The organism is Bacillus sp. FSL W8-1202 (assembly GCF_038006165.1).
Lineage (GTDB): Bacteria > Bacillota > Bacilli > Bacillales > Bacillaceae > Bacillus > Bacillus subtilis.
In genome coordinates, this window is record NZ_JBBOUR010000001.1 from 2,394,765 (window position 1) to 2,416,651 (window position 21,887).

The window sequence follows — 21,887 nt, forward strand, 5'->3', positions numbered from 1 at the left end:
GCTGTCCGTACGGACAGCCTTTTTTCTATTTAATAAGAGCCTGTGGTGGCCCAAACATTTAAGTTTGGTCCTGAATACTTGCCGAAAGCGTAAGAAGTCCTTGGATCTAAATCATATACCATCGGTGTATAGCAAGACTTTTGGCCGGCCACCGCTTTTCCATTACCGCCTGCAGAATCACAATTATATCTTTTTCCGTCTGTGTTCCGGGTAATCTCCGCATTTGCTTCATAGCCAGACGTCAATGTATTATTCATCGTGATTTTTGCCCAAGCCGTTTTACATGTACTGCTGAATTTAAGCTCGACTACTCCGATGACTTGATTGCTGGCATTCACTAAGTTTGAGGATTTTTTTGTAGAGCCGGTGGACGCACAATCATTGTAATAAGGGCTTTTTCCATCGTAGGCATGGGTTTCCGCCTTGGCGGGTGCACCTTTGACGGCAAAAACAAATACTACTGCGAATAACACCAATGAAGCCTTCATAAACAGTCTTTTCAATTTATGACCTCCTTAATATGGCAAACAATAAATCATATGGAGGAACAATCAAAACATGCATGCTTTTTTGTGAACAATAAAGGCGGCCGGGAGGATGGAGTTATTGGCCGCCTTTGGTGTGAGGTTATGCTTTTACATCAATGGTTTGTCCGAGAGTCGGATGCTGAATCATCTTTAAGGTTTGATCGGCATTTTGCTGGGCGGTGTCCAGCATTTTTTTCGTTAAAGCGATATTAACATTCTGGGCAAGGGATGCTTGATGCATCGCAACTGATAAAGCAGGAATATCCATCGTTCCACCTCCTATGCCTTACCTATCGGCGGGTTTGTATGATTTTACAGTGAAAAATGGCTTAATTTCACTTGTTGACCCTTACGCTGCGGCATACCGTATGTTTTTGACAAGGAGGGATCAGGATGAATCTTGTAATGGAAAAGACCTTTGAGCAATACGAAAAGCTGTTTTCAATGGAAGAACAAAAAAGAAAGGATGAATTTCGGTATACGATGATGAGGCCGTTTGAAAAGATGTGGACCGCCATCCATGTTCCGCTGAAAGCGAAGGAGCCAAACGGCTATGATGTGATGATGGCTGCGAAAATGCTTGGCTATTTGGATGTCCGTGATGCTGAAATCGGACAGAAAGCACTGCGAATACTGAAAGAATCACATGTTTCAGAGACAGCGGAATCTGCACTTCGGCAATGCATATTTTTTGCTGAGCGCGAACAGCTGCGGGTGAATGCAAAGGAGATCAAATTCGGCCTTTATATCGCTGATCCAAATAAGCTTCAGCTGCAAAAAGGCTACTGCGGGTTTGGCGGGATACCGGGCTTTATTCATGTATGGATTAATCCGAACCGTTATAACCTGCCAAGGATTCCTTCCATTATTGCTCATGAGTTTCATCATAATGTGCGGTTTTCGTATATAGATTTTCATCATGGCTCTGTAAGTGTCGGGGATTATCTTGTGATTGAAGGATTGGCGGAATCATTCGCCAGAGAGCTGTTTGGTACGGAACGATTGGGCCCTTGGGTAACTCGTTTTGATCATGAGGATTTGCAATATTCCATTGATGTGATTAATGAGGTGTTGGATGTGAAAGGAGTTTCGGAAGTCAGCCGTTATATGTTTGGTGATCCAATTGCTAACGACCAAGGCTTTAAGCCTGCAGGTTTATCGGCTTTTGCGGGTTATGCAGTTGGCTATCATGCCGTTCAGTCATTTATGAATCAACATCATATCACGATAAGCGAGGCCACACGTTTGGATGCGAAGACCATTCTTTCTCAATGCGGGCTGTTTTCTACATGAAAAAAGCGTCACATACAGCGGCGCTTTTTGATTCCCAAAACCAGCAGTTCTATGGCGGCACAGGCGGCAATTCCGATTGTATATGCTTCGATATCGCTCCATAAAAAACCGTACCCCAGTACAAGCCCGCCAAGAGAAGTATCCCTAATCTGGTCGATCCATTCGGCATGATAGAGCTGGCTGAATTCAATGACAAAACAGAAAGAAAGACTGATAATGCCCGTTATCATTGTCTTCAGCTTCCGAAATAGAAATCCGCATCCCGTAAAGATCATGGCGGCCCACAACGAGTCTCCCAGATAAGTATTGAGAGTATCAGGAAGAACACTGGAGAATGCTCTGGATCCAAGCCCCAGCCCAATGATCAGTACGGTGAAAACTGCATATATCCAACGATTTCGCTTCATTGCGAATTGATACCCCGTCTCTTTTTCATCTCCCTGTATTGTAAGGAATATAGCTTTTATTTGTCCACTAAAAAAGCGGCTGAATAGCCGCGTAGGGTGTTTATTTTGCTTTTAGGTTTACATGGTCGGCTGTCTGATCCGTGCCTATTACAAAATGGAGTTCATAGCGGCCTGTATCATATACATAATCGATTTCATCGGTAAACGGGACGGTTAACACCCGATTTGCTGGCCCTAATTGCTTCTGCAGCACTTCCGGCGTAACTCCGCCTAAATTCAGCTGCCGTTCCACACCGGTTCCAAAGTAGCGGATTTCTGAAATTGTCATGTCTTTATGATAGGAAAATCCGTAGCCCGGCTGTCCCATATTCCAGTGATATAAATCAAAGCGATTGTCTCCCCCGACTGGTCTTTCCGGTTCCCCAAACGCAGCGTGGACATCCCCTTTTGTGCTTTTATTAATGGTAAGGCCTTGCGCCTGCTGAGGCATTTCTCCTTTGTAGGCGGTGTTGTAAAGGTTTTTGACGAGCTCAGCGGCTGATTGGTTTGTATTTTCATAGAGTGTATTTGTTTGAGCTGCGGCCTTTGCCGGTGCTGAAAAGGACGCAGCCCCAAAGCCGGTAAAACAGCTTGTTACTGCTGCTGCCGCGGTTATAGCAGACATTGTCTTTTTCATGTTAATCCCTCCTAATTGATCTACCATTCCGTTTCCCGGTGTTAGTGCAATAAAACATGTGAGTGCGCTTTGTATGTTTTATTGAGTTGTTGTAAGGGAACTGAAATAGGTAATTCGGTATATAAAGCAAGAAAGGGGAATGGAGATGCCTGGCAAGAAAAAAATCACAATAAACGGCGTTGAAATGGAAGCGTCCGAGGAACAGACGGTGCTGCAGCTTTTGAATAACAGCTCGATTGAAGTGCCGCAAGTTTGCTATCATCCAAGCTTAGGACCGATTGAGACATGTGATACGTGCATCGTCAGCATCAATGGTGAGCTGAAGAGGTCGTGCTCCGCTGAATTAAAGGATGGGGATATCATTGATACGCTCTCACCTGACGTGAAAAAAGCGCAGGTCATCGGGATGGACAAGATTTTATATAATCATGAGCTTTATTGTACAGTTTGCGATTACAACAATGGGGGATGCGAAATACATAATACGGTGAAGGAAATGAAAATCAATCACCAAAGCATTCCGTTTGATCACAAGCCATACCATAAGGATGAATCCCATCCGTTTTATCGGTATGATCCAGATCAATGTATTTTGTGCGGACGCTGTGTTGAGGCATGCCAGGACGTTCAGGTAACTGAAACGCTGACCATTGACTGGGAGCGGAAACGCCCGCGCGTCATTTGGGATAACGACGTGCCGATCAATGAGTCGTCATGTGTGTCATGCGGCCATTGTTCAACGGTCTGTCCGTGCAACGCGATGATGGAAAAAGGAATGGAAGGGGAAGCAGGATATTTAACAGGCATCAATAACGAAACGCTGCGACCGATGATTGAGATCACGAAAGGCGTAGAGACAGGCTACGGCTCGATTCTCGCCATTTCTGATATGGAATCGGCCATGCGTGATGAACGAATCAAAAAAACGAAAACCGTCTGCACGTATTGCGGCGTTGGCTGCAGCTTTGATGTCTGGACAAAGGGCAGAGACATTCTGAAAGTAGAGCCGCAGGAGGAAGCGCCTGCCAACGGCATTTCTACTTGTGTGAAAGGCAAGTTCGGCTGGGATTTCGTCAACAGCGAAGAACGCCTGACAAAGCCGCTGATCCGGGAAGGCGACCATTTCCGTGAAGCAGAGTGGGAGGAGGCGTTATCGCTGATCGCCAGCAAGTTCACTGAATTAAAAGACGCGTTTGGCCCGGATTCTCTCGCTTTTATTACATCTTCTAAATGTACAAATGAAGAATCCTATCTTATGCAAAAGCTGGCCAGAGGGGTCATTGGCACAAATAATGTGGACAACTGCTCTCGCTATTGCCAATCTCCTGCGACTGCCGGCCTGTTCCGGACAGTCGGCTATGGCGGTGATTCAGGATCAATTACAGATATCGCGCAAGCGGACCTTGTTTTGATTATCGGTTCGAACACGTCTGAGTCGCATCCAGTCTTATCCACTCGCATTAAACGGGCTCATAAGCTAAGAGGGCAGAAAGTGATCGTCGCGGATATCAGAAAACACGAAATGGCAGAACGCTCCGATTTATTTGTCCAGCCGCGTGCCGGATCGGATATCGTCTGGCTGAATGCGATCGCCAAATATTTAATAGAAAACGGCAAGGCCGATGAACGATTTTTGAGAGAAAGAGTGAACGGACGGGATGAATATGTAAAAAGCCTCGCGCCGTACACACTTGAATATGCTGAGGAGAAAACCGGGATTGATCAAGAAACCCTTATCCAAATGGCAGAGATGATCGGGCAAGCTGACAGTGTGTGCGCATTGTGGGCGATGGGCGTGACACAGCACATTGGAGGAAGCGACACGAGCACGGCGATTTCTAACCTGCTGCTTGTGACAGGAAACTACGGAAAACCGGGAGCAGGTTCTTACCCATTGCGCGGCCATAATAACGTACAGGGAGCAAGTGACTTTGGGAGCATGCCTGACAGAATGCCGGGCTATGAAAAAGTGACGGACGAACAAGTCCGCCAAAAATACGAGCGGGTGTGGGGCGTGCCGCTGCCGAAGGAGCCGGGTATGACCAACCACGAAATGATTGAAAAAATCCATTCCGGACAGCTGAAAGCGATGTATGTAAAAGGTGAAGAAATGGGCCTGGTGGATTCCAATATCAATCATGTACACGCCGCATATGAAAAGCTTGATTTCTTTGTGGTGCAGGACATTTTCCTATCACGTACAGCGGAGTTTGCTGATGTGGTTCTTCCTGCGAGCCCAAGCCTTGAAAAAGAAGGAACGTTTACAAACACAGAACGCCGGATTCAGCGTTTGTATCAGGTATTTGAACCGCTGGGTGAATCAAAGCCGGATTGGCAGATTATTATGGAGGTTGCCAATAAGCTTGGCGCCGACTGGCACTATAAGCATCCTGCAGACATTATGGAGGAAGCAGCCAAGCTGTCGCCGATTTATGCCGGTGTCACCTATGAACGTCTTGAGGGCTATAATTCCCTGCAATGGCCTGTAAACGCTGATGGAAAGGATTCGCCTTTACTCTTTACAGAGCGCTTCCCTTTCCCGGACGGCAAGGCCATTCTCTACCCTGTCCAGTGGACAGAGCCTAAGGAATTCGGTGAGGAATATGATATCCATGTCAACAATGGGCGGCTCTTGGAGCACTTCCACGAAGGGAACCTGACTTACAAATCAAAAGGGATTTCGGAGAAAACACCGGAAGTGTTCTTAGAAATTTCTCCTGAGCTTGCGGCAGAACGAGGGATTCAGGACGGAACCCTCGTCAGACTCACATCGCCTTTCGGAAATGTCAAAGTGAAGTGCCTGATTACTGATCGAGTCAAAGGGAAGGAAGTATATCTGCCAATGAACGATTCAGGGGAAGCGGCGATCAACCTGTTAACAGGCAGCCATGCCGATAAGGATACCGATACGCCTGCTTACAAAGAAACATCGGCCAAGATGGAAATTTTGAAGCACGACGGAATCAGCCCGCTGCCTAAGATCAACCACCGCAACGGCAATCCGCAGCCGCAAATCGGTGTGCAGGTTCATAAGAAATGGGCGCGGAAGGATTATATTTTCCCTGGTGACGCTGTGAAAAGGGGGATGGGCCATAATGGCTAAAGCGATTAAACGAATCCAAAAAATCGAGGTAACAGAAGAGGATCAGCGAAAGCGTGATTTGCGGGAAATTGAAGATGCTCTAATTGACCACAAAGAAGCGATTCTCGAAACATTGCATATGCTGGGCCATATGAACGAGCGCGGTGTCCTGCCGTTGCTCCGCGGCCTTTTTGGTCAAGGGGATAAAGTTCTTGATATCCTGGTGAAAAAGGCAGATACAGAGGAAACAGCCAATACGCTGAAAAATCTGCTTCTTCTGTTTGGAACACTCGGCATGCTGGACGTGAAGCAGCTGGAGCCTCTCATTTTGAAAGTGAATGCGGGTGTGGCAAGCGCTGTAGAGCAGAAAAACAGTGAAGAAAAGACAGGTTATTTTGATATTATCCGCTCGCTAAAAGACCCGGAAATCAACAAATCAATTACACTGCTCTTTTCCTTTTTAAAAGGAATGGGACAAGATACAAAGGAGCTGGAACGCACGACGCAGCCTCCGGAACACCAAAAACATCATCAGGAACCCCGAGAGAAAAGGGGAATGAATAAGCGAGATTGACCTCCCACCCGAGCGGCTTCAGCCAGCTCGGGTTTTTTGATGAAAAGGTCTAATGGACTAGTAAAAAATATTCAAATACTAGGAAGAAGTAAGATTGTGATGAATGAGATAGAAATAATCGTTACTTTCTTACCTGTTAAGAAAAGGAAAAATCTGATTATAATAGAAATCGATTACTTTAGATGGGGGAACAATCATGAAAAAAGTCTTATTACTATTATTTGTCTTGACGATCGGGTTAGCGCTTTCTGCGTGCAGCCAATCGAGCGATGCGTCAGAGAAGGAAAAACCGAAAGAGAAAAAATCGCAAGAAGAGCTTGAAAAGGAACTTGATAAGGAATTGAAAAAAGGCGGTGAGCCGAAGACCAAAAAAGATGATCAAATACATAAAATAGGAGAAACATTTAAAGCAGGACATACGAATTTTACAGTGAATAAAGTTGATAGAGTGCAAAAAGGTGAATATATGAATGTTGGCGGAGCTGTAAATGAGGAGACAAAAACAATAAAAGATGATGAGGAACGGCTTATTATAGAAGTTACGATGGAAAATATAGGGGAAGATTCAATAAGCTACAATTTTATCGGGTTTGATTTAAGAGATAAGAATGATCAATCAGTGCGGCCTGTTTTTTCTATAGAAGAGAAGGGCAGAATCCTTATGGGAGGAACACTAGTATCGGGGAAAAAGGTTACAGGTGTACTCAGTTATGTCATCCCTAAAGGAGAACAGAAACATTACACACTGGTATATAATCCGTTTTTAGCTGATACAAATAGCAGTAATACAGAAGAGAGAGTAAAGGACGATATTGATTACTTGGTGAAGTTAGATTAGAAGCTAATTTACAGTTGCATGTTTTTCATCTGTGGAAAACGTGCATTTTTTATAGCAAAACTTGACTTGAAAGGATGAGTGATAAAAGTGCAAACCAAATGGCTGGAACGGGCACAGCGGATTCGGGCGATCGCCCAAGCGGGGCTTGCTTTTTCCAAGGATGTGTACGATAGGGAGAGGTACGAAGAGCTGATGAAACTCAGTATAGAGATTACTCGGAGAAGGAGATTGAAGTCATCTCTGATTTATGGAGTGGGGAGAGCGGCTATCCGACACCGAAAGCGGATGTGCGCGGCGCAGTATTCCGAGAGAATCAGATTTTGCTTGTTCGGGAGAAGCATGATGAGCTGTGGTCGCTGCCGGGTGGATTTTGTGAGATTGGTTTATCACCAGCTGAAAACGTCGTCAAGGAAATCAAAGAAGAGTCGGGGTACGATACAGAGCCGTCTCGATTGCTGGCCGTGCTAGACAGCCATAAACACTCTCATCCCCCTCAGCCTTATCACTATTATAAAATCTTCATCGCATGCAGCATGACGGGCGGGCAGGGGGAAACAGGGATTGAGACGAATCATGCCGCTTTTTTTCCGGAAGACAGCCTCCCGCCGCTTTCTCCTAAACGAAACACACCCTCACAGCTTAGCATGCTGTTTGACTTTTTGCGCCATCCGGACAAGAAAACGATATTTGACTAAAAAAGAAAGAGCCTATGGGCTCTTTCTTTTTTATAATGTAATGTGTTTTTCGTTGGCGAGTTTCAGAAGGGTCAAAATAGAATCGGCTTGTTTATGGCCGAGTTTTTGCTTTAATTTGTTTTCTTCAACTAATCGGCTGCCATAAATTTTGACAGAGGCTTTGTCGACGACAGTATGCCAGTTTTCCTGTTTTTTTCCTCAACAAGCGGTTTTTCATGTCTCTCAGAAAAAGAGAACACAAACAGTACGAATGCAAGTGAAAGTAGGATGCCGACAACTTGTTTTTTGTAAACAGTCTGTGCTGCCACGTTGTTCTCTCCTTCACCTTTTACCCTCTATTTAATCATAGAATCAGCTTATTTTACATAATGGGAAAGTCATTTTTGGAGTTAGTGCATTTGGTTGAAAACAGAGACGTTTTTTGAGCGGAGCGGTGCAATTGAATCCATATTGGATTTGCGTGCTTATGCCTAAGGTCACGTTGTGAGCCAAAACAGCAGTGCAGAATAGAAAAAAATTGAAAGATTATGGTAAGATGAACGAAATTCGAGGGGGAATATATGATGCCTGCATCGAACATCGTGATCGCCTGCCTGCTGTTATCAATTTGATTATAAGTGGTAGTCCCTCTCTTTTTCGAAAGCGGGAGGTGAAGTGGAACATTCATTGCTGAATTTTTTCAAGGGAGTGACCATAATGAGTGTGTTAAACCGCCGGCAAGCCTTGCAGCGAGCGCTGCTCAATGGGAAAAACAAACAGGATGCGTATCATCCGTTTCCATGGTACGAATCGATGAGAAAGGATGCGCCTGTTTCCTTTGATGAAGAAAACCAAGTGTGGAGCGTTTTTCTTTATGATGATGTCAAAAAAGTTGTTGGGGATAAAGAGCTGTTTTCCAGTTACATGCCGCAGCAGACAAGCTCTATTGGAAATTCCATCATTAACATGGACCCGCCGAAGCATACAAAAATCCGTTCAGTCGTGAATAAAGCCTTTACTCCGCGCGTGATGAAGCAATGGGAACCGAGAATTCAAGAAATCACAGATGAACTGATTCAAAAATGTCAGGGGCGCAGTGAGTTTGACCTTGTTCACGATTTTTCATACCCGCTTCCGGTTATTGTGATATCTGAGCTGCTAGGAGTGCCTTCAGCGCATATGGATCAGTTTAAAGCATGGTCTGATCTTCTGGTCAGTACACCGAAGGATAAAAGTGAAGAAGCTGAAAAAGCCTTTTTGGAAGAACGAGATAAGTGTGAGGAAGAACTGGCTGCGTTTTTTGCCGGCATCATAGAAGAAAAGCGAAACAAACCGGCACAGGATATTATTTCTATTTTAGTGAAAGCGGAAGAAACAGGCGAGAAGCTGTCCGGTGAAGAGCTGATTCCGTTTTGCACGCTGCTGCTGGTGGCCGGAAATGAAACCACAACAAACCTGATTTCAAATGCGATGTACAGCATATTAGAAACGCCAGGCGTTTACGAGGAACTGCGCAGCCATCCTGAACTGATGCCTCAGGCAGTGGAGGAAGCCTTACGTTTCAGAGCGCCCGCCCCGGTTTTGAGGCGCATTGCCAAGCGGGATACGGAGATCGGTGGGCATCTGATTAAAGAAGGTGATATGGTTTTGGCGTTTGTGGCATCGGCAAATCGTGATGAAGTGAAGTTTGACAGGCCGCACATGTTTGATATCCGCCGCCATTCCAACCCGCATATTGCGTTTGGCCATGGCATCCATTTTTGCCTTGGGGCTCCGCTTGCCCGTCTTGAAGCAAATATCGCGTTAACGTCTTTGATTTCTGCTTTTCCTCATATGGAGTGCGTCAGTATCACTCCGATTGAAAACAGTGTGATATACGGATTAAAGAGCTTCCGTGTGAAAATGTAATAGATAAGGAGACTGGAGATTCATGAAAAAGTACCATATTTCGATGATCAATATCTCGGCATACGGACATGTCAATCCTACGCTTGCTTTAGTAGAGAAGCTTTGTGAGAAAGGGCACCGTGTCACGTACGCGACGACTGAGGAGTTTGCGCCCGCTGTTCAGCAAGCCGGTGGAGAAGCATTGATCTATCATACATCCTTGAATATTGATCCTAAGCAAATCAGGGAGATGATGGAAAAGAATGACGCGCCCCTCAGTCTTTTGAAAGAATCACTCAGCATTCTGCCGCAGCTTGAGGAGTTATATAAGGATGATCAGCCTGATCTGATCATCTATGACTTTGTTGCGCTGGCTGGTAAATTGTTTGCTGAAAAGCTTAATGTTCCGGTCATTAAGCTCTGTTCGTCATATGCCCAAAATGAATCCTTTCAGTTAGGAAATGAAGACATGCTGAAGAAAATAAGAGAAGCAGAGGCTGAATTTAAAGCCTACTTGGAGCAAGAGAAGTTGCCGGCTGTTTCATTTGAACAGTTAGCTGTGCCGGAAGCATTAAATATTGTCTTTCTGCCGAAGTCTTTTCAGATTCAGCATGAGACGTTCGATGACCGTTTCTGTTTTGTCGGCCCCTCTCTCGGAGAACGGAAGGAGAAAGAAAGCCTGTTGATTGACAAGGATGATCGCCCGCTTATGCTGATTTCTTTGGGTACGGCGTTTAACGCATGGCCGGAATTTTACAAGATGTGCATCAAGGCATTTCGGGATTCTTCATGGCAAGTGATCATGTCGGTCGGAAAATCGATTGATCCTGAAAGTTTGGAGGATATTCCTGCTCACTTTACCATTCGCCAAAGCGTGCCCCAGCTTGAGGTGTTAGAGAAAGCTGATTTGTTCATCTCGCATGGCGGCATGAACAGTACGATGGAAGCAATGAATGCCGGTGTGCCGCTTGTCGTCATTCCGCAAATGTATGAGCAAGAGCTCACTGCAAATCGGGTTGATGAATTAGGCCTTGGCGTTTATTTGCCGAAAGAGGAAGTGACTGTTTCCAGCCTGCAGGAAGCGGTTCAGGCTGTATCCAGTGATCAAGAGCTGCTCAGCCGCGTCAAGAATATGCAAAAGGATGTAAAAGAAGCTGGCGGAGCGGAGCGTGCGGCAGCTGAGATTGAAGCGTTTATGAAAAAATCCGCTGTCCCGCAGTAAAAACATAAAAACCGAAATCAATTTGATTTCGGTTTTTATGTTTAAATATTTTTTTTCATCCCGCATCTCCGGCATTCTCTAAGAAATTTTCCGCCTTTTACAGAGCTTTTGAACAGTGTGTAATCACAGTTGTCGCAGCGCCCGCTGAGGGCGTCCGGATATTCATTGAATTCATAAACGATCGATGTATCGTAGCCTTTTGTTTCATATTCTTCTTTTTTTGTTTCCATGTCGATCCTCCGTTACAAGACGTGTCTGCTGTTTATCTTACAGCAAGCTTCCGGCGTATTCAATGGATTTTAGGGGTTTTGGTTTATCTTGATTTCTCCCTTGGTTTGCGCCAAAATAGCTTTATTAAGCTTGTATACATAAAAAGCCTATGCAAAGAGGAGAGGAAACGGGTATGGGAAAAGGGTTACTTGGAAAACGCGTGGCAATTGGTGGCTCACGAAAAACGGAAGAAATCAGTACAATCATTGAAAAACAGGGCGGAATACCTGTCATCCGGCCTCTCCAAGGTACAGTTTACTTAGCAGAGGAGCAGGTGGAGCCGGATTTGCGGACGTTTGTGGAGGGAAAAAAAGCTGACTGGGTCATTTTCACGACAGGCATCGGGCTGGAGACTCTTGTTGATGTGGCAGAGAAAATTGGACTGAAAGATGAGTTTCTGCGGACGATTCGCCAAGCGAAAGCGGCATGCAGGGGATACAAAACGCTGTCTGCGCTGAAAAAGCTTGGGATCACACCGGAAGCTTCGGATGAAGACGGGACAACAAGAGGCTTAATCCGTTCTTTGGAGTCTCACGACTTTTCAGGAAAAACAGTCCTGGTGCAGCTTCATGGCGAAAAAGCGCCGGCTCTCATGGCATTTCTTGAAGAAAAAGGCGCGTCTGTCCTGCCGATTCTGCCTTATCAGCACATCCCGCCGGAGGAGGAAACGGTGGAGCGGTTATGCCGAGAGCTGATGAACGGTGAGATCGATGCCGTTTGTTTTACAACGGCCATTCAGGTTCGTTCCCTGTTTGATTTTGCTAAGGGGCGAGGTTATATCAATGAAGTGAAGAAGGTATTCGAAGAACGCGCCATCGCAGCTGCTGTCGGAAAAGTGACTGCTGAAGCACTGCGGGAAGAGGGCATTACGAGACTGCTTGCGCCAGAGATTGAGCGGATGGGTGCGATGATTGTTGAGCTGGCCAAGTATTATGAAGAAAAGGAATAACAAGTACAAAAGCCGCTTTTCCCTCGGAAAGCGGCTTTTGCCTGTCATTCATTCTGCTTCAGCTGCTGATGAACGGTGAATAATGATGGGTATGTCAGCACGCTTAAGATTACACAAGTCAGCGCGGCTGAGGCCATCGTTGTAAACACGATTAAGAGCTGAAAGCGTACTGCCTGAATCGGGTCCGCGCCGGCTAGAATCTGGCCAGTCATCATGCCGGGAAGCTGGACAAGACCCAGTGTTTTCTGGCTTTCGAGCGTCGGGATCATACTCATTTTCATCGCTGAAGTAAGAATGCGCTGTATGGATTGCTTCGGTGTGCCGCCAAGTGACAATATTAATTGAATTTCTTCTTTGCGAACGCCGGCTTCTGAGTTGAGCCGGTTTAGAAACAAACTTGAGAGCACCATCGAATTTCCAATGACCATCCCGCTGATCGGAATGACATATCGTGCCGTAAGCGGAATGATATGAAGAGACAGCAGAATTCCCTGCGTCACAATTTCTACGATTGCTAACGCGGCAAACACCCTCCAAAACGAACCGATTGCATTTTTCTTTCGCTTGATGACATTTTGCGCCGCCACCGCGAGCATTAACAGCACCATCAGCAGGATAAAAACAGGGTGGTCTCCGCGAAAAATCAGCGACAAAACATAACCGATGATAAGCAGCTGCACCGCGGCCCGGATGGTGGCGATGATCATGTCTTTTTCTACACCGGCTTTAAAGGATTTTGATAAAAACAAGGCGATCAAAACAAAGATCATCGTTAAAGAGAGAGAAAGGTAATCCATTACCGGGTCCCACCCTTCAAAAATTCTTTCGCTGCTTCATGCTGCGGAGCGGAGAAAAATGTTTCGGTTTCAGCGATTTCAAGCAGCCGGCCATCTGCCATAAACCAAATGGTATCGGCTACTCGTTTTGCCTGCTCCATATTATGAGTGACCCACATGACTGTCCATTTTTTCTCTTGATGCTGACGTTTGATCAGTTCTTCAATCTCAAGAACAGAAACCGGGTCCAAGGCCGACGTGATTTCGTCCAACAATAGAATGGAGGAAGGATTTGAGAGCGTTCTGGCCAGTGACAGTCTTTGCCGCTGCCCGCCCGATAAGTCTCTGGCGCTTCTGTCTAACAGCTCTGGCGGCAGCCCTGCAAGAGAAGCCAGCTTTTCAGGAGAGTACAGCTGGGATTGATGCAGCCTTTGTACAAGACTTAAATTGTCACGCACTGTCCCGTCGAGCACGGGAGCCGATTGAAACGCGAGGGCTGCCGTTCGCCTCAGCTCATTGACATTCCATTCTCTGATTTCCTTTCCGTATATGTTGACTTCGCCGCTGTCAGGCGTTCTCATTAAATTACACATAGAAAGGAGGGTGCTTTTGCCTGAGCCGGAAGGACCTAAAACGGCTACGATTGCACCCTGTTGAATGTCTCCGGTGACATCCTGCAGCACATCATAGGTTTGTCCATCTTGTTTATAGCTTTTTCTGACTGATCTGAAGGAGATGGCTGGTATGTTTTGTGTTTGATCGTTTGCTTCCATTACAATAATCACCTTTCAATATAAGTAGGCTGACATTATATTTAACTATAACGTGAAACAGATTCCTTTTGGTAGCACAAATAAAGGAGAACAGGCTTTCACCCATTCTCCTGCAGATGCTACGCAGTCAGATTTGACTGTGCTTTCTTTTTCGGTTTTCTCGGCTGTGAAGCGAAGGTATGTAACATCATCCCCGCTATTATAATGAACAAACCGGCAAATGATAATAGAGATGGGAAAACGCCTGACAGCAGAACAATTTCACCAAGCAGCGCGAAAATCACTTCACCGGATTGAGTGGCTTCAACAGCTGCGAGTTTTTGCGGATTGTCTCTTACCATATCAGTGGCCCAGAAAAATAAAACCGTCGCAATGATGCCTGAGCTGACGGCAACGATAAAGGATTGAACGGTTTGACTTGCTGTTGGAAGGCCATCTGACCACCAGCCGTAAGCTGCTAATATAAGCCAGAATGGAAGGCTTGCCAATGTCATTCCAAGAACGCGCTGAAATGTATCAAGCCGGCCTCCGTATTCTTCGAGCATTCTCCTGTTTCCTAACGGATAGGCAAAAGCCGCAATGACAACCGGCAGCACACTGAAAAGCAGCATCCTCCCAGAAAGCGATTCTGCATGCTGAAGCTGAATCAGAGCCGCTCCAATCAGGATGATCATGGAAGTGCCAAGTGAAACCAGGGGAATCTTTTGGCGAACGAGCTGCGGACCGCCCGGCATATCTTGTTTGACATAAAACAAAGGAGATAAGAGCACCCCGGCTACAATTGTAATTTGCCAGGTTCCGGCTATGAGCCACCCCGGACCGTATGCAGCCGCAAATGTAATCGGCGCGTAAAAAAGCACGAAGCCGACGAAGCTCCATTTGATCCAATAAAACGGCTTTTTCCTCATCTCTAGTAAGAGAGGCGTGAATGTCCCCCTCATGATGACAATCAAACATAAAAACGGCACCATAAAAATAAAGCGCAGCGAAGAGCTCCAAAGCCAGCTGCCTCCTGATAACTCCATCGCTCTGTTTAATATAAAGGTAACGGCGAAAAAGAGTGAAGCCAATATTCCGATAACGATAGCTTTCATGATATCCCTCATTCTGGCATTATTTTTTTATACTATACTATTCGGTATCATGCAGATCAATGGAATCATGAGAAAAACATCATGTTTTGCGAACCGCTATGTGTGGAAGACAAAAAAGGGAGGTGTAATTGATGGAAAAAGAGACACAGACATACTTCTTTCCGGATGACGGCAGGATTCCGAATCACCCTGATTTTCCGCTCGTGGTGTATCAAAACGCGCTTAAGGACACCGGACTGGCAGAGCGGATCGTCATCCGGCATGGCTGGTCAAACAGCTGGTCAGGGAGTGTTTTTCCATACCATCATTATCACAGCAATACGCATGAAGTCCTGTTTGCCCTTAGGGGAGAGGCTGTGATTCAGTTTGGGGGTGAAAAAGGGGCTGCCATCCCTTTCAAATCAGGCGACGCAGTCGTGATTCCAGCCGGAGTCGGACATAAAAAGCTCAGCTCAAGTCCCGATTTTACTGTCCTTGGCGCCTATCCCGGTGGCGTTCAGTATGATATGAAGACGGGGAAACCGAATGAGCGGGAGGAAGCGCTCAAACAGATTAAGCAGGCGGCGTTGCCGGCGAATGATCCGATCACAGGAAAAAGAGAGCCTCTATTGGAAATATGGGTAAAGTGAAGGGGAGAAATTGCTGGATTGTCAATAACTAGTGCCGCAGAAACGATATGACATGAGCTCCATATAAATTAATTTCATAATCGAAGCAATTCACGTTCAAATTTTGTTCAAAAAGTGTTATCATATAGAAGGTAATCGAATTGGAGTTTTTTGTGTTTGCTATTTTCAGAGAGAGTAAAGGATTTTGACTTATTCAATTGTTTATTTTTAGATAAAAATAATACTGAATATGGCAAGATGAAAAACTGGGTAGTAAACATTTATTTTTGTAAATGATTGTGCACGAATTCACAATCCTTATTCTTATGCCTTAAAAGCGTGAGACAGGGAGAGGCACTACCCTTTCCAAAAAAATCAGCAAACTGCTTATAGTAAAGGAGAATTGGATATGCCAGAAACAATCGATCAAACAAATGCGTCTGTCAGCCAAAGCCAGCAAGATCTTATTGATCAGCTATTAAAGCCAGAAGTTCAAGAATCATTGACTGTTTTAGTTGACCAGCTTCCGAAGCTGACTGAGTTAGTGAATATTTTAACGAAGTCTTATGATTTCGCTCAGTCTGTAGCGACTGACGAAGTGTTAAAGAGCGACACAGTCGGTGCGATCACTGAAATTCTCGAGCCTGTAAAAGAAACAGCGAAAGAAGTAGCTGCGACTGCGATTGAAGCAAAAGACCGCGCGGAAGCAAGCAACGAAACAATTGGACTTTTCGGCCTTCTTCGCATGCTGAAAGATCCTCAAGCTCAAAAGCTGTTCCGTTTTGCTAACAGCTACCTTGAAGTCATGAACGAACGCGAAAACCAAAAATAATCTCAGATTCAAATTGATATAAAGGACGGAGGATATACGATGTCAAAACATATTGTCATTCTAGGCGCTGGTTATGGCGGAGTTCTTTCTGCTCTAACAGTTCGCAAACATTACACAAAAGAACAAGCACGCGTGACAGTGGTAAACAAATACCCTACTCACCAAATCATTACGGAATTACACCGCCTTGCTGCAGGCAACGTGTCTGAAAAAGCGGTTGCAATGCCATTAGAAAAACTTTTCAAAGGCAAAGACATTGATCTTAAAATTGCGGAAGTAAGCTCTTTCTCTGTTGATAAAAAAGAAGTTGCGCTTGCTGACGGTTCTACATTAACTTACGATGCGCTTGTTGTAGGTCTTGGTTCTGTAACGGCTTACTTCGGCATCCCAGGTCTTGAAGAAAACAGCATGGTATTGAAATCTGCTGCCGATGCGAACAAAGTCTTCCAGCATGTTGAAGATCGTGTGCGCGAGTACTCTAAAACGAAAAACGAAGCAGATGCAACAATCCTTATCGGCGGAGGCGGCTTAACAGGTGTTGAGCTTGTTGGTGAGCTTGCTGACATCATGCCGAATCTTGCGAAAAAATACGGCGTAGACCATAAAGAAATCAAATTGAAACTTGTTGAAGCAGGTCCGAAGATCCTTCCTGTTCTTCCGGATGATCTTATCGAGCGTGCGACTGCAAGCCTTGAAAAACGCGGCGTTGAGTTCTTAACAGGTCTTCCTGTTACAAATGTAGAAGGAAACGTAATTGATCTGAAAGACGGATCTAAAGTTGTTGCCAACACATTTGTTTGGACTGGCGGCGTACAAGGTAACCCATTAGTCGGTGAATCAGGTCTAGAAGTGAACCGCGGACGCGCGACTGTAAATGACTTCCTGCAATCTACATCTCATGAAGATGTATTCGTTGCTGGAGACAGCGCAGTTTACTTCGGTCCAGACGGCCGTCCATACCCGCCAACTGCACAAATCGCATGGCAAATGGGTGAGCTGATCGGTTACAACCTATTCGCTTACCTGGAAGGCAAAACGCTTGAAACATTCAAGCCAGTAAACTCTGGTACACTTGCAAGCCTTGGACGCAAAGACGCGGTTGCCATCATTGGTGCAAATTCTACACCGCTTAAAGGTCTTCCTGCTTCCTTGATGAAAGAAGCAAGTAATGTACGATATTTGACACATATTAAAGGACTTTTCAGCCTGGCTTACTAATCCTTTTAATGAATCTGGCATTGCCAAAAGCATTCCTTTCCGAGTGCTTTCTGGCAATGTCTTTTTTTATGTTTATGACAGCGTTAACATTTCATTTTCAAAAAAGAGATTGATCCCAGAGGAATATAAAGGTAAAATAAAAACAAATCAAAATGTTAACGTTAACATTTTGAAATAGAATGAAAGACGGTGAGGACATGGAACCCTTCATGGGCGAAAACTTTTTATTGAAAAATGAAACCGCTGTCAGCCTCTATCATAATTATGCGAAAGACATGCCAATTATTGATTACCACTGCCACTTAAGTCCGAAAGAAATCTATGAAAATAAGACATTTCAAAACATCACGGAAGCCTGGCTGTATGGTGACCATTATAAATGGCGCATCATGAGAGCCAATGGAATTGAGGAGACATACATCACCGGAGATGCGCCTGATGAGGAGAAATTTATGGCTTGGGCGAAAACCGTGCCGATGGCGATTGGCAATCCGCTCTACAACTGGACTCACTTAGAATTACAGCGTTTTTTTGGCATTTATGAGATTTTAAACGAGAAGTCCGGGCCGGCTATATGGAAACGGACAAATGAACTGCTCAAAGGAGAAGGTTTCGGGGCAAGGGATTTAATTGTGAAATCAAATGTAAAAGTTGTGTGCACCACAGATGACCCTGTCGATTCTCTTGAATACCATCTATTATTAAGAGAAGACAAAGACTTTCCTGTCAGCGTGCTGCCTGGATTTCGGCCGGATAAAGGACTTGAGATCAATCGTGAAGGTTTTCCGGATTGGGTGCAGTCACTTGAAGATGCCGCCGCCATCTCCATTACAACCTATGATGGGTTTTTAAAGGCGTTGGAAAAACGAGTGCGATTCTTCCACTCAGCCGGCGGCAGAGTTTCTGATCACGCGATAGATTCAATGGTATTTGCCGAAACAACAAAAGAAGAAGCTGGACGGATTTTTTCTGACAGATTACAAGGAACAGAGGTTTCTTATGAAGATGAGAAGAAATTTAAGACATATACGCTTCAGTTTCTTTGCGGTTTGTATGCGGAGCTTGATTGGGCGATGCAGTTTCATATCAACGCTTTAAGAAACACGAATACAAAAATGATGAAAAGGCTCGGACCTGATACAGGCTATGATTCAATGAACGATGAAGAAATTGCTAAGCCTTTATACAAGCTGCTGAACTCAGTTGAGATGAAGAACCAGCTGCCGAAAACGATTTTATATTCACTGAATCCAAATGATAACTATGTCATCGCCAGCATGATCAACAGTTTTCAGGACGGTATTACCCCAGGAAAAATACAATTCGGCACAGCCTGGTGGTTTAACGATACTAAAGACGGGATGCTCGATCAAATGAAAGCGTTATCAAATGTTGGCCTTTTCAGCCGTTTTATCGGCATGCTCACCGATTCCAGAAGCTTTCTTTCGTATACGCGTCACGAATATTTCAGGCGGATCGTCTGCAATTTGATTGGAGAATGGGTGGAAAACGGCGAAGTGCCGCGCGATATGGAGCTTCTGGGAAGCATCGTTCAGGGGATTTGCTATGACAATGCGAAACACTACTTTCAATTTCAAGAAGAGAAAGCAAACGTGTAACAAAGTGTCCGCTCAGTATCGCTGAGCGGATCACTATCCGAAAATTCTTAAGACACAGAGGTGGAACATGCGAACTGAACTGGCAAATAGGGTTGTGTCGGTCGAAACGGAAAAAAGGCTTTCATTGAAAGAGAAAATGTCCTATGGTTTTGGTGATTTTGGCAACGGTTTTATGTTTGATCTCGGCCAGATTTATTTATTGAAGTATTTCACTGATGTAGCGGGAATCCCCGCTGCGATGGCCGGCGGCATTTTTTTAGTCAGTAAGCTGTTTGCGGCGATTACAGATCCAATTGTCGGCTCATCAATCGATTATCGCAAAAATATCGGCAAACGGGGGAAATTCAGGCCTTATCTATTAATTGGCAGCATCGTGCTTGCGGTGCTTACTGTTCTTATTTTTCTGTCTCCCAATGTATCAACGACCGGAAAACTGATATATGCATATGCATCCTATATGATTTGGGGCATCGGCTATTCGTTTGTGAATATTCCGTACGGCTCATTAGGGGCAGCGATGACTCAAAATTCTGAGGACCGGACCTCCATTTCGACGTTCCGCCAAATCGGATCACTTGGCGCCTTGTTTATCACAAGTGTTGCCGTGATGCCGCTGCTCGTTAAGTTTGAAAATCCGAAGGTCGGCTACCCGGTGGTCATGGGCTTGTTCGCCGCGCTCGGTGTGCTTTGGTTTTATATTTGCTACCGCAACTGCAAAGAGCGCATTGTCATATCGGAAGCACCCAAAGAAAAATTAACACTCTCATCTGTCGTCAAAACATTTATTACAAATAAACCGCTGTTAACCCTTGTCCTGATGACGATTTTTTCAATTTCCGCATACAACATTAAATCCGCCATGCTCGTCTATTTCGCACAATATAACTTGGGCAATGTTGAATTAATGGCTTATATGAACTTCATCATTATCGGTTCTTCCTTTTTGGGCGTCGTATTCCTACCAAAGCTCGTCAAGATGTTTGGAAAGAAACGAACGGCAATGATCGGCTTCGGCATCAGTGTGGCCGCGGATCTGATCAACTTTATGCTTCCATCTAACGTTTATGTGTTTACAATTCTCGCCAGTATCGCCTTTATCGGAATCAGTATCCCAAATGGCATCACGTGGGCTCTTGTCTCCGATATTATCGACTATGGCGAATGGAAATCCGGTGAACGGAAGGAAGCAACGACATATTCACTTTTCAATTTCTCAAGAAAGCTTGCTCAATCTTTGTCTGGCTTTCTCTCGGGGATCGGTTTGGGGATTATCGGCTATGTGCCGAATGCAGTCCAGACAGCACAGGCGCTGATTGGCATCAAAGCGCTGCTTCTTCTGTATCCGGCCATTGCTTTGGCATTAGCGATGTTCATTATCGGCTTTCTTTATAAACTCACAGACCAGCAGCATGCTCAGATCGTTCAGGATCTTCATCAAAAGAGCTGACAATATAATATAGAGAATATTTAAAATAATTTGTAAATAAAATGTGTTTGTAGGGGTTTCGCTAGGAGAGTGCCCAAAAAACTGAAAAGGAAGGAGGCACTTGCTTGAAAACGATAACAATTGCAGCTGAAGAAGCAAAGGAACTCGTTCGGCAAAAGCTGGCCGGTGCCGGTTTGAATGAACGAGATGCTGAAAAAGTAGCAGATGTTCTCGTGCACGCTGATTTGCGCAATGTACATTCGCATGGCGTGCTGCGCACAGAACACTATGTGAACAGGCTTTTAGCGGGAGGGATCAATCCTGGGGCACAGCCTGTTTTTAAAGAAACGGGACCTGTGACCGGGGTGCTTGACGGAGACGATGGTTTCGGTCATGTGAATTGCGACATGGCGATGGACCATGCAATTGACATGGCGAAGAAAAAAGGAGTCGGCATGGTCACGGCCGTAAACAGCAGCCATTGCGGAGCGCTAAGCTATTTTGTGCAAAAAGCGGCTGACGAAAAGCTGATCGGAATGGCAATGACGCATACAGACAGTATCGTTGTCCCATTTGGGGGGAGGACTCCTTTTTTAGGGACAAATCCGATTGCTTACGGAGTTCCGGCTAAGCATAAAAAACCGTTTATCCTAGATATGGCGACATCCAAAGTGGCTTTTGGGAAGATTCTGCAGGCCCGTGAAGAGGGCAAAGAAATTCCTGAAGGATGGGGAGTCGATGAAAACGGAGAAGCAGTAACTGATCCTGACAAGATCGTCTCACTTTCAACATTCGGCGGCCCGAAAGGCTATGGACTATCGATTGTGGTGGATGTGTTTTCCGGATTGCTGGCGGGCGCGGCTTTTGGCCCTCATATTGCCAAAATGTACAGCGGTCTTGATCAAAAAAGAAAGCTGGGGCATTACGTTTGCGCGATCAATCCAGCCTTTTTTACTGACTGGGATACGTTTTTAGAGCAGATGGATGCCATGATTGATGAACTGCAGCAATCACCGCCGGCTGTTGGATTCGAAAGAGTGTATGTGCCCGGCGAGATCGAGCAGCTGCATGAAGAAAGAAATAAGAAAAACGGAATTTCTATCGCCCGGAGCGTGTATGAATTCTTAAAAAGCAGGTGAGTA

Annotated in this window: 21 protein-coding genes and 2 pseudogenes; 14 read left to right on the top strand and 9 right to left on the bottom strand. The window is 45.2% G+C overall.

Features of this window, described 5'->3' with window-relative positions; all coding sequences use genetic code 11:
• Positions 1 to 29 precede the first annotated feature (29 nt).
• Both NSQ09_RS12470 and NSQ09_RS12475 read right to left on the bottom strand, forming a co-directional pair.
• On the bottom strand, positions 30 to 503 hold the full coding sequence (locus tag NSQ09_RS12470; RefSeq protein ID WP_213414422.1) for a YjfA family protein: 474 nt from the start codon (positions 501 to 503) through the stop codon (positions 30 to 32).
• Between the two features lie 124 nt (positions 504 to 627).
• The gene (locus tag NSQ09_RS12475; RefSeq protein ID WP_014476499.1) at positions 628 to 795 is read right to left on the bottom strand and encodes a YjfB family protein; all 168 of its coding nucleotides are present in this window, start codon (positions 793 to 795) and stop codon (positions 628 to 630) included.
• A 125-nt stretch (positions 796 to 920) separates the two neighbouring features.
• Between NSQ09_RS12475 and NSQ09_RS12480 the strand changes: the two genes are divergently transcribed.
• Positions 921 to 1,820, top strand: coding sequence for a DUF2268 domain-containing protein (locus NSQ09_RS12480; RefSeq protein WP_339176315.1), 900 nt, complete (start codon positions 921 to 923; stop codon positions 1,818 to 1,820).
• Between the two features lie 8 nt (positions 1,821 to 1,828).
• Here NSQ09_RS12480 and NSQ09_RS12485 read toward each other — a convergent pair whose 3' ends face one another.
• The gene (locus NSQ09_RS12485; RefSeq protein ID WP_017697549.1) at positions 1,829 to 2,227 is read right to left on the bottom strand and encodes a ribosomal maturation YjgA family protein; all 399 of its coding nucleotides are present in this window, start codon (positions 2,225 to 2,227) and stop codon (positions 1,829 to 1,831) included.
• 100 nt (positions 2,228 to 2,327) lie between these two features.
• Complete coding sequence (locus NSQ09_RS12490) at positions 2,328 to 2,903, bottom strand: YjgB family protein (protein ID WP_029317646.1); 576 nt, start codon at positions 2,901 to 2,903, stop codon at positions 2,328 to 2,330.
• A 145-nt stretch (positions 2,904 to 3,048) separates the two neighbouring features.
• Here NSQ09_RS12490 and fdhF point away from each other — a divergent pair, with 145 nt between their 5' ends.
• The 4 genes and pseudogenes from fdhF (at position 3,049) to NSQ09_RS12510 (ending at position 8,092) form a co-directional block, all read left to right on the top strand.
• On the top strand, positions 3,049 to 6,006 hold the full coding sequence (gene fdhF, locus NSQ09_RS12495; RefSeq protein WP_341031556.1) for a formate dehydrogenase subunit alpha: 2,958 nt from the start codon (positions 3,049 to 3,051) through the stop codon (positions 6,004 to 6,006).
• A complete protein-coding gene (locus tag NSQ09_RS12500; RefSeq protein WP_003232799.1) occupies positions 5,999 to 6,559 on the top strand; it encodes a DUF1641 domain-containing protein in 561 nt (186 codons plus the stop codon). The genes fdhF and NSQ09_RS12500 overlap by 8 nt, the downstream gene beginning before the upstream one ends.
• A gap of 196 nt (positions 6,560 to 6,755) precedes the next feature.
• Positions 6,756 to 7,397: a DUF4352 domain-containing protein gene (locus tag NSQ09_RS12505; RefSeq protein WP_003244850.1), complete on the top strand. Its 642-nt coding sequence runs from the start codon at positions 6,756 to 6,758 to the stop codon at positions 7,395 to 7,397.
• 78 nt (positions 7,398 to 7,475) lie between these two features.
• Positions 7,476 to 8,092, top strand: a pseudogene (locus NSQ09_RS12510) (NUDIX hydrolase).
• Positions 8,093 to 8,122: 30 nt separating this feature from the next.
• Here the strand turns inward: NSQ09_RS12510 and NSQ09_RS12515 are convergent.
• Positions 8,123 to 8,400: pseudogene (locus tag NSQ09_RS12515) on the bottom strand (hypothetical protein).
• A gap of 388 nt (positions 8,401 to 8,788) precedes the next feature.
• On the opposite strand from NSQ09_RS12515, the gene yjiB reads away from it, so the two are divergent.
• Both yjiB and NSQ09_RS12525 read left to right on the top strand, forming a co-directional pair.
• Positions 8,789 to 9,979 (top strand): monooxygenase YjiB, encoded by a 1,191-nt coding sequence (gene yjiB, locus NSQ09_RS12520; protein ID WP_017697298.1) that lies wholly within the window; start codon positions 8,789 to 8,791, stop codon positions 9,977 to 9,979.
• A gap of 22 nt (positions 9,980 to 10,001) precedes the next feature.
• Positions 10,002 to 11,180, top strand: a complete 1,179-nt coding sequence (locus NSQ09_RS12525; RefSeq protein WP_341031557.1) for a glycosyltransferase — start codon at positions 10,002 to 10,004, stop codon at positions 11,178 to 11,180.
• Positions 11,181 to 11,221: 41 nt separating this feature from the next.
• Here the strand turns inward: NSQ09_RS12525 and NSQ09_RS12530 are convergent, their stop codons facing one another.
• Entirely contained in the window at positions 11,222 to 11,410 is a 189-nt protein-coding gene (locus NSQ09_RS12530; RefSeq protein ID WP_017697300.1) for a hypothetical protein, read from the bottom strand.
• Positions 11,411 to 11,583: 173 nt separating this feature from the next.
• On the opposite strand from NSQ09_RS12530, the gene NSQ09_RS12535 reads away from it, so the two are divergent.
• Positions 11,584 to 12,399 (top strand): uroporphyrinogen-III synthase, encoded by an 816-nt coding sequence (locus NSQ09_RS12535; protein WP_121591697.1) that lies wholly within the window; start codon positions 11,584 to 11,586, stop codon positions 12,397 to 12,399.
• Positions 12,400 to 12,443: 44 nt separating this feature from the next.
• Here NSQ09_RS12535 and NSQ09_RS12540 read toward each other — a convergent pair whose 3' ends face one another.
• From NSQ09_RS12540 to NSQ09_RS12550, 3 genes are all read right to left on the bottom strand, one after another.
• Positions 12,444 to 13,196, bottom strand: coding sequence for an ABC transporter permease (locus tag NSQ09_RS12540; RefSeq protein WP_041333938.1), 753 nt, complete (start codon positions 13,194 to 13,196; stop codon positions 12,444 to 12,446).
• On the bottom strand, positions 13,196 to 13,948 hold the full coding sequence (locus tag NSQ09_RS12545; protein WP_024571375.1) for an ABC transporter ATP-binding protein: 753 nt from the start codon (positions 13,946 to 13,948) through the stop codon (positions 13,196 to 13,198). Before NSQ09_RS12545 ends, NSQ09_RS12540 begins: the two co-directional genes overlap by 1 nt.
• 119 nt (positions 13,949 to 14,067) lie before the next feature.
• Entirely contained in the window at positions 14,068 to 15,042 is a 975-nt protein-coding gene (locus NSQ09_RS12550; RefSeq protein WP_020425117.1) for a DMT family transporter, read from the bottom strand.
• A 131-nt stretch (positions 15,043 to 15,173) separates the two neighbouring features.
• Between NSQ09_RS12550 and NSQ09_RS12555 the strand changes: the two genes are divergently transcribed.
• The 6 genes from NSQ09_RS12555 to allD all read left to right on the top strand — a co-directional run bounded on the left by NSQ09_RS12555 (position 15,174) and on the right by allD (position 21,884).
• On the top strand, positions 15,174 to 15,671 hold the full coding sequence (locus tag NSQ09_RS12555; protein ID WP_159376770.1) for a cupin domain-containing protein: 498 nt from the start codon (positions 15,174 to 15,176) through the stop codon (positions 15,669 to 15,671).
• 388 nt (positions 15,672 to 16,059) lie between these two features.
• Positions 16,060 to 16,482 (top strand): DUF1641 domain-containing protein, encoded by a 423-nt coding sequence (locus NSQ09_RS12560; protein ID WP_003220510.1) that lies wholly within the window; start codon positions 16,060 to 16,062, stop codon positions 16,480 to 16,482.
• A 39-nt stretch (positions 16,483 to 16,521) separates the two neighbouring features.
• Complete coding sequence (locus NSQ09_RS12565; protein ID WP_003232765.1) at positions 16,522 to 17,700, top strand: NAD(P)/FAD-dependent oxidoreductase; 1,179 nt, start codon at positions 16,522 to 16,524, stop codon at positions 17,698 to 17,700.
• Between the two features lie 197 nt (positions 17,701 to 17,897).
• Complete coding sequence (gene uxaC, locus NSQ09_RS12570) at positions 17,898 to 19,319, top strand: glucuronate isomerase (RefSeq protein WP_163131036.1); 1,422 nt, start codon at positions 17,898 to 17,900, stop codon at positions 19,317 to 19,319.
• Between the two features lie 67 nt (positions 19,320 to 19,386).
• Positions 19,387 to 20,766 carry an MFS transporter gene (locus NSQ09_RS12575; protein WP_341031566.1) on the top strand — a complete coding sequence of 460 codons (1,380 nt, stop codon included), beginning with the start codon at positions 19,387 to 19,389 and terminating at the stop codon, positions 20,764 to 20,766.
• A gap of 104 nt (positions 20,767 to 20,870) precedes the next feature.
• On the top strand, positions 20,871 to 21,884 hold the full coding sequence (gene allD, locus NSQ09_RS12580; RefSeq protein WP_041056082.1) for an ureidoglycolate dehydrogenase: 1,014 nt from the start codon (positions 20,871 to 20,873) through the stop codon (positions 21,882 to 21,884).
• Positions 21,885 to 21,887: the final 3 nt, after the last annotated feature.

Coding starts and splice junctions, on each gene's coding strand:
- NSQ09_RS12575 (WP_341031566.1), top strand. CDS start 19,387: ATGCGAACTGAACTGGCAAATAGGGTTGTGTCGGTCGAAACGGAAAAA.
- uxaC (WP_163131036.1), top strand. CDS start 17,898: ATGGAACCCTTCATGGGCGAAAACTTTTTATTGAAAAATGAAACCGCT.
- NSQ09_RS12530 (WP_017697300.1), bottom strand. CDS start 11,410: ATGGAAACAAAAAAAGAAGAATATGAAACAAAAGGCTACGATACATCG.
- NSQ09_RS12565 (WP_003232765.1), top strand. CDS start 16,522: ATGTCAAAACATATTGTCATTCTAGGCGCTGGTTATGGCGGAGTTCTT.
- NSQ09_RS12540 (WP_041333938.1), bottom strand. CDS start 13,196: ATGGATTACCTTTCTCTCTCTTTAACGATGATCTTTGTTTTGATCGCC.
- NSQ09_RS12480 (WP_339176315.1), top strand. CDS start 921: ATGAATCTTGTAATGGAAAAGACCTTTGAGCAATACGAAAAGCTGTTT.
- fdhF (WP_341031556.1), top strand. CDS start 3,049: ATGCCTGGCAAGAAAAAAATCACAATAAACGGCGTTGAAATGGAAGCG.
- NSQ09_RS12500 (WP_003232799.1), top strand. CDS start 5,999: ATGGCTAAAGCGATTAAACGAATCCAAAAAATCGAGGTAACAGAAGAG.
- NSQ09_RS12525 (WP_341031557.1), top strand. CDS start 10,002: ATGAAAAAGTACCATATTTCGATGATCAATATCTCGGCATACGGACAT.
- NSQ09_RS12485 (WP_017697549.1), bottom strand. CDS start 2,227: ATGAAGCGAAATCGTTGGATATATGCAGTTTTCACCGTACTGATCATT.
- NSQ09_RS12560 (WP_003220510.1), top strand. CDS start 16,060: ATGCCAGAAACAATCGATCAAACAAATGCGTCTGTCAGCCAAAGCCAG.
- NSQ09_RS12535 (WP_121591697.1), top strand. CDS start 11,584: ATGGGAAAAGGGTTACTTGGAAAACGCGTGGCAATTGGTGGCTCACGA.
- NSQ09_RS12505 (WP_003244850.1), top strand. CDS start 6,756: ATGAAAAAAGTCTTATTACTATTATTTGTCTTGACGATCGGGTTAGCG.
- yjiB (WP_017697298.1), top strand. CDS start 8,789: ATGAGTGTGTTAAACCGCCGGCAAGCCTTGCAGCGAGCGCTGCTCAAT.
- NSQ09_RS12475 (WP_014476499.1), bottom strand. CDS start 795: ATGGATATTCCTGCTTTATCAGTTGCGATGCATCAAGCATCCCTTGCC.
- NSQ09_RS12555 (WP_159376770.1), top strand. CDS start 15,174: ATGGAAAAAGAGACACAGACATACTTCTTTCCGGATGACGGCAGGATT.
- NSQ09_RS12490 (WP_029317646.1), bottom strand. CDS start 2,903: ATGAAAAAGACAATGTCTGCTATAACCGCGGCAGCAGCAGTAACAAGC.
- NSQ09_RS12550 (WP_020425117.1), bottom strand. CDS start 15,042: ATGAAAGCTATCGTTATCGGAATATTGGCTTCACTCTTTTTCGCCGTT.
- NSQ09_RS12545 (WP_024571375.1), bottom strand. CDS start 13,948: ATGGAAGCAAACGATCAAACACAAAACATACCAGCCATCTCCTTCAGA.